The 14,218-nt window shown below is 54.6% G+C and carries 12 protein-coding genes; 10 read left to right on the top strand and 2 right to left on the bottom strand.

Annotated features, from left to right (window positions below; all coding sequences use genetic code 11):
* The first annotated feature begins 41 nt into the window (after window positions 1–41).
* Window positions 42–1,289, top strand: a complete 1,248-nt coding sequence (frsA, locus tag MWH02_RS07055; RefSeq protein WP_110867802.1) for an esterase FrsA — start codon at window positions 42–44, stop codon at window positions 1,287–1,289.
* 102 nt (window positions 1,290–1,391) lie between these two features.
* Complete coding sequence (gene crl, locus MWH02_RS07050) at window positions 1,392–1,793, top strand: sigma factor-binding protein Crl (RefSeq protein ID WP_008108946.1); 402 nt, start codon at window positions 1,392–1,394, stop codon at window positions 1,791–1,793.
* Window positions 1,794–1,874: 81 nt separating this feature from the next.
* Here crl and ompC read toward each other — a convergent pair whose 3' ends face one another.
* Complete coding sequence (ompC, locus tag MWH02_RS07045) at window positions 1,875–2,966, bottom strand: porin OmpC (protein WP_101762516.1); 1,092 nt, start codon at window positions 2,964–2,966, stop codon at window positions 1,875–1,877.
* 245 nt (window positions 2,967–3,211) lie between these two features.
* Between ompC and proB the strand changes: the two genes are divergently transcribed.
* From proB to MWH02_RS07005, 8 genes are all read left to right on the top strand, one after another.
* Complete coding sequence (gene proB, locus MWH02_RS07040) at window positions 3,212–4,315, top strand: glutamate 5-kinase (protein ID WP_271460142.1); 1,104 nt, start codon at window positions 3,212–3,214, stop codon at window positions 4,313–4,315.
* A 10-nt stretch (window positions 4,316–4,325) separates the two neighbouring features.
* Window positions 4,326–5,579, top strand: coding sequence for a glutamate-5-semialdehyde dehydrogenase (gene proA / locus MWH02_RS07035; protein ID WP_101762514.1), 1,254 nt, complete (start codon window positions 4,326–4,328; stop codon window positions 5,577–5,579).
* Between the two features lie 353 nt (window positions 5,580–5,932).
* Window positions 5,933–6,664: a S24 family peptidase gene (locus MWH02_RS07030; RefSeq protein WP_101762513.1), complete on the top strand. Its 732-nt coding sequence runs from the start codon at window positions 5,933–5,935 to the stop codon at window positions 6,662–6,664.
* 415 nt (window positions 6,665–7,079) lie between these two features.
* The gene (locus MWH02_RS07025; RefSeq protein ID WP_110867800.1) at window positions 7,080–7,355 is read left to right on the top strand and encodes a transcriptional antitermination N peptide; all 276 of its coding nucleotides are present in this window, start codon (window positions 7,080–7,082) and stop codon (window positions 7,353–7,355) included.
* A gap of 183 nt (window positions 7,356–7,538) precedes the next feature.
* On the top strand, window positions 7,539–8,006 hold the full coding sequence (locus tag MWH02_RS07020; RefSeq protein ID WP_101762511.1) for a lysozyme family protein: 468 nt from the start codon (window positions 7,539–7,541) through the stop codon (window positions 8,004–8,006).
* Window positions 8,003–8,353, top strand: a complete 351-nt coding sequence (locus MWH02_RS07015) for a DUF7940 domain-containing protein (RefSeq protein WP_101762510.1) — start codon at window positions 8,003–8,005, stop codon at window positions 8,351–8,353. Before MWH02_RS07020 ends, MWH02_RS07015 begins: the two co-directional genes overlap by 4 nt.
* Window positions 8,350–8,643 (top strand): hypothetical protein, encoded by a 294-nt coding sequence (locus MWH02_RS07010; RefSeq protein ID WP_110867798.1) that lies wholly within the window; start codon window positions 8,350–8,352, stop codon window positions 8,641–8,643. Before MWH02_RS07015 ends, MWH02_RS07010 begins: the two co-directional genes overlap by 4 nt.
* Window positions 8,644–8,845: 202 nt before the next feature.
* Window positions 8,846–10,591, top strand: coding sequence for a putative phage tail protein (locus MWH02_RS07005; protein WP_110867796.1), 1,746 nt, complete (start codon window positions 8,846–8,848; stop codon window positions 10,589–10,591).
* A gap of 126 nt (window positions 10,592–10,717) precedes the next feature.
* Here the strand turns inward: MWH02_RS07005 and MWH02_RS07000 are convergent, their stop codons facing one another.
* A complete protein-coding gene (locus MWH02_RS07000) occupies window positions 10,718–14,116 on the bottom strand; it encodes an autotransporter outer membrane beta-barrel domain-containing protein (protein ID WP_271460141.1) in 3,399 nt (1,132 codons plus the stop codon).
* Window positions 14,117–14,218: the final 102 nt, after the last annotated feature.

Below are 14,218 nucleotides of genomic sequence, written 5' to 3'. Positions count from 1 at the left end.
CTCTTAGCCATCGCCACGTTGTTGGCAGGAGAATAGCTGAGATGTCTGATAAAAACCTGAGCGAAGAACTGTTCAAACCGCGTTTTAAACACCCGGAAACCTCCTCATTAGTGCATCGCCAGCATCATGCCGCCGTGCAGGTGCATAACGCCCTCGAAGGGGATACGCAGCGCGGCTGGTATCGCATGCTGAACAAGCTGCTGTGGACGTGGCGCGGTCTGTCGCCGCAGGAGATCAGCGAAGTGCTGGCGCGTATCGCGGTGAGCGAGTTCGAACGCACCAATGAAGCCTTGCTCGATACCGTGATTGGCTATCGCGGCGGCAACTGGAATTACGAGTGGTCGAAGCAGGCGGCGATCTGGCAGCAGCGCGCGTTAGAGAGCGAAAACCATGACGATGCAGGTCAGCATTGGCTGCACGCCGCCAATCTGTTCAGCCTCGCGGCTTACCCTTACATCAAAGGCGACGAGCTGGCCGATCAGGCGCAGGTGCTGGCCAATCGCGCCTACGAAGAGGCCACGCAGCGTCTGCCGGGCGAACTAAAATCCCTGACCTTCCCAATGAGCGGCGGCAGTCCGGTGACGGGATTCCTGCACATGCCGGCGCAGGCCGAAGCGCCGTATCCCACCGTGCTGCTGTGCGGCGGCCTTGATTCGCTGCAGAGCGATCACTATCGCCTGTTCCACGACTATCTCGCGCCGCGCGGCATCGCCATGCTGACGCTGGATATGCCATCGGTAGGATTCAGCAGCAAATGGATGCTGAATCAGGACACCAGCCAGGTGCATCAGCAGGTGCTGCGTGAACTGAGCAATGTGCCGTGGATCGATCACACCCGCGTGGCGCTGCTGGGCTACCGCTTCGGTGCCAACGTGGCGACACGTCTGGCCTATCTGGAAGTGCCGCGAGTACGCGCGGTAGCGACGCTGGGAGCCATGGTGCACAGCGTGTTTGTGGATGCGCAACAGCAGCAACAGCTGCCGGATATGTACATGGATATGCTGGCGAGCCGTCTCGGTATGTCCTCAACTTCCGACAGCAATCTGCGTACTGAACTCAACCGCTACTCGTTGAAGGTGCAAGGCTTACTCGGCCGCCGCACGCCAACGCCGATGCTGGCGGCTTATTGGCCGGATGATATTTTCGGTCCGGAAACAGACGCGCAGTTGATCGCCAACTCCTCGTCGCAGGGCAAGACGCTGGCGATTCCCGCCAAGCCGGTTTTTGCCAGTTTTGACAAAGCGCTCAATCAAATTTGTGACTGGCTGGAAAAACAGTTGAAAGGCTAACTGGCGAAATCTCTGAACTCTGCTACTACTTATATCCGGGATTTTCCATTTTTATGTTAATGGAAAGCTGGAAGTGCAATTTAAAGGGTTAAGGGAAAAGAGATGACATTACCGAGTGGTCACCCCCGTAGTCGCCTGCTTAAGCGCTTCACCGAATTGGGGCCGTATATCCGTGAAGGCAAATGTGAAGAGACACGCTTCTTCTTCGATTGCCTGGCAGCGTGTGTCAACGTCAAGCCTGCACCTGAGCTGCGTGAGTTTTGGGGCTGGTGGATGACGCTGGAAGCCTATGAAGATCACTTCACATACGAATATCATTTTGGCCTGTTTGATAAAGCGGGTGATTGGGGCGCTGCGACCATCAAAGGCAAAGAGAACAATGCCAAAGTGGAAAGCACGCTGCGTAATTTCCATGAGCGTCTGAAAGCGATGCTGCTGGAACAGAAACTCGATCTGCGCCCGGCGGAAGGCTTTAAAGAAGAGCCAGTGAAACTGAGCGCCTGATAGACTTTTAAGGGTTTAAAAAGGAAAGAGCCGGTGATGAGCCGGCTCTTTTTTTATAGACACAACGAGGGTAGAGCTCAATCAGAATTGGTAAGTTAAGCCAACGGCCACAACGTCATCGTTGTTCAGGTTCAGCTTGTTGTTGTCATCCAGCTGGTTGATTTTGTAATCCACAAAGGTCGACATGTTTTTGTTGAAGTAGTAAGTCATGCCCACGTCGATGTATTTAACCAGATCCTCGTCACCGATCCCTTCGATGTCTTTGCCTTTGGTCTGGATATAGCCGAGGGACGGACGCAGGCCGAAGTCGAACTGATACTGCGCTACCACTTCGAAGTTCTGCGCTTTGTTAGCAAAACCGCGGGTGCCGATTGGCGTCATGTTGCGGGTTTCGGTGTAGATAGAAGCCAGGTAGATGCTGTTCGCATCGTACTTGATACCGGCGCCCCATGATTCCGCTTTATCACCGCTACCCAGCGCCTGCAGCTGCTGCTGGTTAGTACGGTCTGAAGAGGTGATGGCCGACATCAGGCTGATGCCGGTGTCAGCGATGGTGTAACCCAGTGATGCACCGTAACCGTCGCCGTTCTGACGAGAAGTATCGGTGATGCTGCCACGGGCGTTAGCGCTGGTGGCGTCGTTTTTGCCCTGATATTGCAGCGCGAAGCGCAGGCCATCAACCAGGCCAAAGAAGTTGCTGTTGCGGTAAGTGGCTACGCCAGTTGCACGCGCAGTCATGAAGTTATCGGTACGCGCTGTACCGTCACCGCCGAACTCTGGGAATACGTCAGTCCAGGCCTCGACGTCATACAACACGCCGTAGTTACGACCGTAGTCGAATGAACCGTATTGGCCGAATTTCAGACCAGCAAAGCCCAGACGGGTTTTGTTGCCTGCGTTGGCATCAGAACCTTCAGAATTATTCGCGTTGTACTGATATTCCCACTGACCGTAACCGGTCATCAGGTCATTAATCTGCGTCTGGCCTTTGAAACCGATACGCACGTAAGATTTGTCGCCGTCGCTTGACGCGTTATCGCTGAAGTAGTGTTCAGCTTTAACACGGCCGTAGAAGTCCAGTTTATTACCGTCTTTGTTATACACTTCTGCGGCGTTTGCGGTGGAAGCCAGTGCCAGCGCTGATACAACTAATGCCAGTGTGCTCTTCTTCATTTTGCTATCAATCCCAATGAGTAAAATTTGTTGTACCCGTGAAAGGTTTTGTAAAACACCGACTTTTTACCGGTTGGTGATGAACGTTTTATGACAGTTTTTCGGCTTTCTTGTTAATCGCGAACTTTTGGTCTACCGCATTGTCAGGGGATTTTTGTGCTTTTCCCCTTGCTGTTGTTGGCTTCCTTGCTCACTCCTGATAAAACGTCCCTTCGCAGATTTTTTTCTTACATGGCAGGAAAAACATGAGTGGCAGTCAGACCCTTGTGGTCAAGTTGGGTACTAGCGTCCTCACCGGCGGTTCACGTCGGTTGAATCGGGCGCACATGGTGGAGTTGGTTCGTCAGTGTGCGCAGTTGCACGCCGCGGGCCATCGCATTGTTATCGTTACCTCTGGCGCCATTGCCGCCGGACGCGAACACCTTGGTTACCCCGAACTGCCGCCTACCATCGCCTCAAAGCAGCTGTTGGCTGCGGTGGGGCAGAGCCGTTTGATCCAGCTGTGGGAACAACTGTTTTCGATTTATGGCATTCACATCGGGCAGATGCTGCTGACGCGCGCTGATATGGAAGACCGTGAACGTTTCCTTTATGCGCGTGACATGCTGCGCGCGCTGCTCGACAACCACATCGTGCCGGTGATTAACGAGAACGATGCGGTGGCCACCGCTGAAATTAAAGTGGGCGACAACGACAATCTGTCGGCGCTGGCGGCGATACTAGGCGGCGCGGATAAACTGCTGCTGCTGACCGATCAGCAAGGGTTGTTCACCGCCGATCCGCGTACCAATCCGGAAGCGGAGTTGATCAGCGACGTGCACCAGATCGATGATGCATTACGCACCCTCGCGGGCGGCAGCGTGTCGGGCCTGGGAACCGGCGGCATGGCGACCAAGCTGCAGGCGGCGGACGTCGCTTGTCGCGCAGGGATCGATGTGATCATCGCCGCCGGCAGTCGTCCGGACGTGATCAGTGATGTGCTGTATGGCAAACCGGTCGGTACGCGTTTCCACGCGCAGCAGTCGCCACTGGAAAACCGCAAGCGCTGGATCTTCGGCGCACCGCCGGCGGGCGAAATCACCATCGATGATGGTGCGCTGGCCGCGATGCTGGAGCGCGGCAGTTCGCTGCTGCCAAAAGGCATCCGTGACGTGCAGGGCAACTTCTCGCGCGGTGAAGTGATCCGCATTCGCAACCTGCAAGGGCGCGATATCGCCCACGGCGTCACGCGCTATAACAGCGATGCCATGCGCATGATTGCCGGTCATCACAGCCAGGAAATCGGCGAGATCCTCGGTTACGAATATGGCCCGGTAGCGGTGCACCGCGACGATATGATCGTCAGTTAAGGAGCAGATAATGTTAGAAGAGATGGGTAAAGCGGCGCGCGCTGCGTCGTACAAACTGGCAGAACTCTCCACCGAACAAAAAAATCAGGTGCTGCTCACCATCGCCGATCGTCTGGAAGCGGAAAGCGCGGACATCCTGGCGGCGAACGAGCAGGATTTGGCGGATGCACGCCAAAATGGCATGAGCGAAGCGCTGCTCGATCGCCTGACACTCAACCCGCAGCGTCTGAAAGGCATTGCCGATGATGTGCGTCAGGTGTGTCGCCTGGCCGATCCGGTGGGGCAATTGATGGATGGCGGCCAGCTTGATAGCGGCCTGCGCATTGAACGTCGTCGCGTGCCGCTGGGTGTGGTTGGCGTGATTTATGAAGCGCGTCCTAATGTCACTGTTGATGTGGCATCGCTGTGCCTGAAAACCGGCAACGCGGCGATTCTGCGCGGCGGCAAAGAGACTTATCGCACCAACGCCGCCACCGTGCGCGTGATCCAAAATGCGCTGACCCAGCACGGTTTACCAGCAGGCGCGGTGCAGGCGATTGAAAACCCGGATCGTGAACTGGTGAATCAACTGCTGAAGCTCGATCGCTACGTCGATATGCTGATCCCACGCGGCGGAGCAGGTTTGCACAAGCTGTGCCGTGAAAACTCCACCATTCCGGTGATTACCGGCGGCATCGGCGTGTGCCATCTCTATCTCGATGAAACCATGGAGACCGAGGCCGCGCTGGAGGTGATCGTCAATGCCAAGAAGCAGCGGCCAAGCGCCTGCAACTCGCTGGAAACCCTGCTGATCCATCGCGATCAGGCGGACACCTTCATTCCGGCATTCCTGCAACGTATGGCGCAAGAGAAGATTGCGCTGCACGCCGACGAAAATGTGCTGGCGCTGCTGCAAAACGGTGCTGCCGAGGTGGTGGCGGTGCAAGCGGAAAATTATGATGACGAATGGTTGTCCAACGATCTGAACGTCAAGCTGGTGTCGGATATTGATGAAGCCATCGCGCATATCCGTGAGCACGGCACGCAGCACTCTGATGGCATTCTGACGCGCAGCATTGGCAACGCCAATCGCTTCGTCAACCAGGTTGACTCATCGGCGGTATACGTTAACGCCAGCACACGCTTCACTGACGGCGGCCAGTTTGGCCTCGGCGCCGAAGTGGCGGTCAGTACGCAGAAGCTGCACGCGCGTGGTCCAATGGGACTTGAAGCGCTGACCACCTACAAATGGATAGGGTGGGGCGACGATACGCTACGTCGCTAATGTTCGCTCCTGCATGATAATGGGCACCGAAAACGGTGCCCATTTTTTTCGCTTTCGATCCAGTTATTCCAAGAGCTTTTTGATTTATTTCTGTCATCTATGGCGGGCTCGCGGCTTTTCACCCATTTTTTCCTTTAGATGCTGGTCTTATTGCTACAGAACAATCCTGAAAACCCCTGTCAGAACAAGCGATATGGCACTGAACACTGGTTTCGCCCTAACCGAAGGGGATAATGATTGTCCAGCTTCATTGATAAAAGCGGTTGGGTAGTAAACTGCCGGTAATATAAAATGAACTGGTAGCAAAAATGAAAATAACATTCAGTCTTTTACTGAAGGCAGATTATTAACTGATGGTTAAAAAAGAAAGTACGAGACAAGCATTCACTGCCAGGCTGATTGCCGCATGCGAAAGCGCGGGAATTGTCGGACATGGACGGAATAAACAGGTTGCGCTGGCTCTGCAAGAGAGGGGATGCAAGATCTCAACGCCGGGGGTGTGGAAATGGTTTAACGGGCAATCGATCCCCGATGATAATAATTTACTGGCGCTCAGCCAGTTACTCGACGTGCGCGTGGAGTGGCTGCAATTTGGCATGGAAAAACCGGCCGCCTTGCTGACGCAGCGCAGTCTGGTGAACCCAAAACATCTGTTTCGCGTGGAGAGTCTGGATATTGGCCAGCACGGTGTGCGCAGCGGCTCCTCGCGCGATGAACTGGTGGAAACCATTCAAGCCATTGAATATGGGCTGGAAGAGGCGCGGGTGCTGTTTAATGGCCGCCCGGCGGAAAATATTCGCCTCATCGCGCTGAACAGCGATTCGATGGCCGGCACCTTTGCGCCGCGCGATCAGCTGTTTGTCGATATCAGCGTGCATCGCTTCGATGGCGATGGCATTTACCTGTTCACGCTTGACGATCAGCTCTATCTCAAACGCCTGCAACTTCAGCACAAAAAGGTCGCGGTAATCTCCGATAACAAGCGCTATGAAACCTGGTACCTCACGCTGGAAGAAGCCAGGACGCTGCAAGTGGTGGCGCGGGTGATCATGAGCCAGGCGCGGGATTATCAAATCCTGGGCTGATCACAAAACGTCAGATTGCGGCAAAAAAATATTTTGGCTGAAATCATTAATTTAACTGACGGTAAATAAAAAATTAACCATTGGTGTTTGCCAATGCATTAGAACCTGTTAATAATTTGAGCATGGATGGACAACATACCTGCTCACGGATGAGCCCGCTCTTAAACAATTGAGGCGCTGCACAAGCGCGATACATACCATCCAAAGTTAGTGAACTTTGGGATGGGGTGGATACGCACTTTGCAGCGTTGTCAGTTGCCCTCTGATTTTCACTCTCCTCTACTTCACCCTGGCCGCGAAAGCAGCCGGGTAAGTTGACGTCGGGTATTTTCCAGAGGAATAACGAACGCGTCGGCCTCAGCCGAATTGCCGTGCCTGCCACCCCATCGCCAAAGACTCATTAACAGGAGGAGTTATGGCGATTATCCAGTACGGAAAGTCAGTATTTTCAGGCAATGCACGCACGCGCCGCCATCGGCGACGCCAGTCCCTCAGCCTTAAGCGCAGCATCGACAGCGCACTCGGCATCGAATACGAAAACGTCACCTTGCGCACTGCTGAACGCATCTGCCAGCGCCAGACGCTGTCGCGCGTTGACAGCGCCGTGCTAGCGCCCGTTCGTGTTCAGCAGGCACAACCCAGCTTTGATAACTGCTGTCTGCCCCACGTCTATTTGTATGCCGTGCGTTAACCCTGCATCACTTTCCCCAGTTTTAAACGGAACGTTCCATTGTTGCTCACTGTTTAACCATTCTTGAGCGTTTCGCTTATATGAAAACGCGCTCAATGTCGTAAACGATCAGCAGGATTTATGTTTTTTGCCGTTTTGCGCAGCCATTTTCAGGCTGTTGCGCCCCGTCAAAGAGGAATTTCTATGAGCCAGATTATTGCCATCCTGAATTTCGAAGAGGGTTACCGCGAAGCGCCTTACCTCGACTCGCTGGGTTTCCCCACGGTCGCTGGCGGCATTCGCATCGGCCCCAAAGGGGCATCGCTTAGCAACTACATCTTCCAGGTGCCGCGTCCCGTCGGCGATGTGTGGAAGCAGTGCATTGTCGAGGGCAAGGTGCAGCAGATGCATCAGCGTGCGCTGGTGCAGCAGGCGCTGGCCAAATGCAATGAGGCGCGCAGCGATGTGCTGATCAGCATGGGATATCAGCTGGGGGTGGATGGGCTGGCGATGTTTCGCGGCATGCTCACCGCCATCACGCAGGGCGATTTCAACAGCGCGGCCAACGCCATGCTCGACAGCCTGTGGGCAAGACAAACGTCGGGTCGCGCACGGCGCCATGCCGAAGTGATGCGCAGCGGCACCTACGACATCTATCGGGGGCTGCTATGAATCTGAAACTGCTGATTTTTGTCACCGCGGTGCTGGCAGTGATTGTGGTGGTGTTGGTGATGCAGCGCTTCACCACGCTGGAGTTCGTGAAACATGCGCGGCTGTTATTCAAAACCTGGTCGGTATGGCTGGCGTCGCTCGGTTCGATGCTCAGCGCGTGGGTGCAATCATTTCCCACCGCTGCGCTTGATGCCTGGAACAGCATGCCGCCCGACGTGAAAGCGATTCTGCCGCACAACTATCTGGGGCTGATTGGCGCCTTTATGGTGGCGATGGGCGTGATTGCCCAATTCATCCGCCAGAAAGGCCTCAACCAGCAGAAAAATGCGATGGAGGAAAAAGTATGACATTGCTCATGACATTGTTCGGCGGCAGCTGGCACTGGGTTGCCGCGCTGGCGGGCGTCATCGCCGCGCTGGTTGCCAGCTACTTCGGTGGCAAGAAAATCGGCAAGGTGCAGCAAGCATCCCAGGCCGCCGTCGAGCGCGCCGATAAAGCCGCGGCGCAAGCGGTAGCGGTTAACCAACAGCAGCAACTGCTGCGCGAGGAGGCCAAACGTGTGGAAGCCAGCAACCTTAATCTTGATGACGCTGCTGCTCGTGACAAGTTGCAGCAATCGAAGTACCACCAGCCCTGAATCTCCCGTCGTCATCGACTCAGCCTGTACCCTGTTTTCCCCGATTTACACCCACGGCAATGACGCCGAGCGCATGGACGTTCGCACCGTGCGCGCCATCAACAACCACAACGATCTTTGGGATCAGCACTGCGGCCAACCGGCTCAGTAACGTTGCTCTCATGCATTTGCATTACCTACCCGAAAAGCCGAGGAGGCTATGATGATCGAAGTTAACTCTTATGCAGAACTGCGCACCACTGTACCGACCAAAAACGGCGATTTGGCATTCTTACGTCGTTACAACGCGGACTCCACCTTCCACGGTGGCGGTGATTTTACCGGTTTTATCGGCACCACCACGGCGGTAGAAGATGGCGGTACGCTGGTGATCGGTAACGGTTTTTACTGGAAACGCGTGATTAACGATCCCACCGAAATCAACGTTTATCACTTCGGTGCCAAAGGCGACGGTTACGCCAACGATACCGAGGCGTTTAACCGTATGCTGGCGTGGACGCAAAGCTACTCAGGCAACATCACCGCATTACCGGTGCGTTTTCCAGGCGGTCGATTCCTGATTAGCCCCATCGACATCAGCGGTACCGAGCGCGCCTTCTTCGGTTTGCAGGGGGATGATGTTGAGCTGGGTTCGCTGCCGCGCACCACCATCATTTCCGACAAAAGCGCCAACACGGTGTTCAAGGTGAAGGCGCGTCGTACCTCAATCCGCGGTATTGCGTGGAACGGCCAGGCATCCGCCGATATCACCACCAACAAAAGCACCATCACTGCCGACATGTGCAGCAACGTGCAGCCGTTCTTCGAAAACACCTGTATCGAAGGCACCACCGTCAATATCTACTGTTTCCGCGCGCAGAATAACGGCGGTACGGTGATTAAAGTGCTGGATACCCTCGACAGTAAATTCGACCAGATTTACACCCTGTATACCTACGGACGCGTGTTTGATGTCGGCTGGTCAAACTCGCCAAAAGGCGCGTGGGATCACTCCACGGCGATTGAGCTGTGTAACTGTAACTTCCAGACCGGTTATGGCGACGCCACGCTCTACATGCCGCGCGTGACGCAGGGAATTATTCGCAACGTGTGGATTGAGCACACACGTAATCCGGGCGATCTCTCTGACGGCGGCTGGACGGTGGATACGCTGAACATTGAGGATTGCGGTACGCCGTTGAATCTCAACAATGCGCGCGTGGTGATCCGTCAGCTCAATCTGCAATCCGGCGCAAAACTCAGCCTGGATGCGGTGGCTGGACGTTGGTTATCCACCTTTGAGTATGGCTACCGTCGCGACGAGAACTACGGCACCTTTATGACCGGATCGCTGCGCGCGGGCTACTTCAGCGGCTACAAAATTACTAATAACACCGATACCGATAACTGGTATCGCGTCGGGCAGCTGTTCTTCCCGAACGCTAACCAGCAGTGGGTAATGGAGTTTATTGGTAAAGCGGATGCCACTCAGCCAACGGGCACTGCCGGCTCACCGGTCAACGTGGCGGCGACCGGGAAAACCTGGGTCAATCTGCAGCGTCTGGAAACGGTGTGGGCTGATGCCTATCACATGGGACAACCTGCGGTGCTGGATATCCGCTACAGCCGCGTCGGCACTACCTATGCGGCGGTGTGGGTAAAACTGCGCGCCAACAGCGGTGACACCATGATGAACCTGAAATGCACCGGCCCTACGCGTTTCGATACCGGTTCCTGCTCGCTGTTCCAGCAGGACTTCTCGGTCGTGACCGATACCACCAAACTGGGCGGTTTCAAACCGGCGGCGCGTTTCGGGCTGCATAACGGTTTGGCCGGTATTGGCGCGAACGAGAAAGGGGTGCTGACGGTCGCGACGGCGGCCGGTACGCCGACCAACAAAACCGCGCCTACGGGCTTTGTGCTGGTCAACATTAACGGTGTCGATCGTAAACTTCCTTATTACGATTGAGGTCCAGCACCTGTTTGGCGAGGCCTTTGGCCTCGCCTTTTTTTGTTTGTGGGGAAAGAGCTCTGGCCATAAAAAAAGCACCGCTGTTTCCAGCGATGCTCTGATTAAAAGAGGCCGATTGCGCTATCAAAAACTGACTTTGACGCCCAGCGTGGCGCTGGAATCGCTGAAGCCTTTACCGCCAACCTGTTGCGCGATGCCGCCCCAGATGCCGACGTGCTGGCTCGGATTCACTTCAAGACCCAGTTTCACTTCGCCGATGTTGCGCGCACCCGCCTGCTCAATCTTCACGCCATCCAGTTTGCTGCCGAAGCGCTGCGTGTTATGCAGCCAGTTCACTTCAGCGTAAGGCTGCGCGGTGGCGGTGTGCATGGTTGCCCGAACGCCGGTGCGGGTTTGCACGTTATTTTTGCCGGTGGCGCTGACGCGGGTGCCGTTCTGCTCGGTATAATCGCCGGTTTTTACGCCCATCCACACCGCCTGCGCTTTCGGCTGCAGGCGATACTGCTGCTGCTCGCCGAAGGCGAAGCTGTAGCCGCCTTCCAGTGACGCTGTCATCCCCTTCGACTTGTAGCTTTCCTGACCGAGACCTTCACCTTTTACGCTGTTATTGAAGGTGTTGTAGGCCAGCCAGCTGTCGACAAAGGCGCCGCTGCGCGTCTGGCTGTCCTGCTGCCAGCCGGCATAGATACCGCCGCTGTAGCCGTTAACCTGGCCTTTGGCGCTGTAGCCGGTGGTTTTCGACAGCGTATTGCTTTTGGCGTTGCCGTAACCCGCCATCACGCCGAGGCTGAAACGGTCGCTGCCATTCAAACTCCATTGTGCGATGTCGCCACCCAGCTGCGTCATGTAGCTGTTGGTGATGCTTTTCAGCTGCGCGGTGCTGTCACTGAAGCGCCCGTGCGCGCCTTCGTTGCGCAGCCACAGCGTGGTTTTTTCCACTTTGCCGGTCAGCGCATCACGGTATTCTGTCACGCCCGGACGATCGGCTGCGCTCAGGGTAAACAGGTTGCTGGCCGCCGCAAGGTTAGCAATATAGCTGCCGACTTCCGGACGAGCACGCGGGGTACGTTTCGGTTGCGGCACCTCCGGTGCAATGACGGTACCCGTATCACCGCCCTCGTCTTTAATAGGATCGACAGGCGTTGGATCAACGGGAACAGAATCGCTAACCAGGCGCCACTTGCCGTTTGTATCCTGCACCAACGCATAATCCCACGCGCCTGCGACAATGCGACCATCCTGCAGGAACTCACCGTTTTGTGTGCCCTCAACGCGAATCAACTCAATGCCCTCCAGCGTGGCAGCACCTTTACCGCCCGCATTGTGCACCTGAACTTTGGTAGTGCCGCTGGCGTTGCCGGCGATATGCAATTTATCGCTAGCCGCGTCGTCACCCGCCAGCGCAAGGTTCATCATCAGTTTGGCGTTGTCAGCGTGGTAGTCGCCCTTAACGGTTAAGGTGTGGAAATCGCCTGCACTGTGATCGAAGATGATGGTGCTGTCTTTGGCCGTCAGGTTGTCCACGGTGGAAGTGCCGGTCATGTTCCACTGGCTGCTACCCGCTAAGCTGAGATCCTGCAAATCATGCGCGGCGCCCTGCCAGCGCGAACCGGAATCCAGGCTGACGCTGCTGGCCTGCGTTTTGCTGCGATCAATATTGGCATCGCCCTGAAGCTGAGAATAATTGCTGGCGTTAACCGCAATGCCGCGCACGTCTCCTCCTGCATCACCGCCATTCGGTGCAAACCCGCTTTCGAGCAGCGTTGTACCGGACAACAGGCTGTTGTCAAGATTCACCGTCGTTAAGGCTTGGTTATAAGCGACGATTGCAGGCCCATTATCTACCGTCAAGATTGTGTTATTGAGGTTGACTTCACCTTTAGTATATTCAGTCACAATTCCAGCGGCGTTATTTCCTTTGATATGTAAAAATGAATTATTAATGTTAGCCGTAGGGTCAGCGGAGCTTAAATAAGAGTTAGAGATGTTTATAGCAGTAACTAGTTTTTCTGGGTTATTAGTGTTATCCATTTCTGCAAAAACATTGTCAGCCGTTAATACGGAGCCACTTTCAACATAAAATGCAGTGCCACCGCTGTTACTGTTTATTTTTGATTTTTTTAAATTTGTTTTTCCACTATAATCTAAGTGTATTCCGTATCCACCACCCAGGATGTCAATATCTACATTTTCTGCTTCAACTTGCCCTGAATCATCGGCATAAAGACCAGCAGAAGCTCTATCAACGGCAATCAATTTACTGTTACGAACGGTTGCAAATCCTTTATTACGGGCAGTTATTGAGCCGCCATTATAAGCCCCGGAAGAAATTGTACTGTTATTGACATTTATCCGGGAGCCCTCATTTGTCGCCCAGGCTCCATTTCCTCTTGCATCAATCTGTATATTTTCAGCATTCAGGACGCCACCGTTTTTCGCAAACATGCCGGTGCTGTTTTTTCCTGTTGTAGTGATGCTCCCACCAAAAATATTCAGTTCCGAACCGGTATTGACCCACGCACCATAGGCACTGTCGCCCGTCGTAATATAGTGGCTATCGATGCTGGTCGTCTTTCCGCCGTTTTCAGCCAGTAATCCGTACGCCCCTTTATCCGTAACGGTGACATGACTGTTGGCCACATTTGCCACGGCTGAGCTGTAGCTATTGATGCCCTGACTGGTAGACACGACGGTCACGCCATCAACATTTACTACGCCACCGCTTTTGGCGAAAATACCGATGCTTTCTTTTCCGGTATTGGTAATGCTGCCACCGATAATGGTGAGTTCAGATCCCTTGTTTGCCCATGCGCCGTAAACGCTGCTACCTGACGTGGTGTAATGACTGTTGGTGCTGGTAACGTTGCCGCCATTTTCAGCCAGCAGCGCGTAGGCTCCATTACCATTCACGTTTACATTGCTGTCGGCAATGACAAGCTCGGTACCTGCACCCAAACCGTAAACGCCATAGGCGTTGGCCTGTACGCTCAGGTTCTTGGCCAGAATGTTGGATCTATCGGCGTAAACGCCCACGCCGGAAGTATTCAGGGTAATATCGCTAGCCATTAACTTGCCGCCATTGCCAGCCGCTAAACCATATCCCTGTGGACCTGTAGTGGTAATTGTACCACCCGTGACATCAATACTTGATCCGGCACCATTAACATAAACTCCATACGCTTTTTTACCGCTGGTCGTGAAGTTCACATTATTGCTGTGCGCGGTGGCGCCTTTTTCAATAAATAAGGCGTGCGCATTGTCATCATTGGTGGCTACGTCCTTATCCTGAATATCAATAATATTGCCTGCGCCAGAAGCATATTCACCGTAGGCGGGGGCGGCCAGCGCTGGCTGGATAATCCCGACGCTGGCAACCGCCATGAAGGCCGTCGCCACGCAGCCTGCGGTGAGGCGACGTGCTGTGCTGGAGCGGGATGATTTCACTTTACCGCGTGCCAGCTCGGAGGTGACAACATAATTACCCTGGCTGTGGTTCCAGATAACCCGATAATTTTTATTCATTTTGACTCTCTGCCTGTAAAAATACATCACGCCGCAATAACACGATGATTCGCACGCGGGATGGTTAAGGGATGGGGATATAACTTGATGGCAGAGAGAATA

Source organism: Pantoea leporis (genome assembly GCF_028048155.1).
Taxonomy (GTDB): domain Bacteria; phylum Pseudomonadota; class Gammaproteobacteria; order Enterobacterales; family Enterobacteriaceae; genus Pantoea; species Pantoea leporis.
This window is presented reverse-complemented; position numbering and strand designations above follow the sequence as displayed.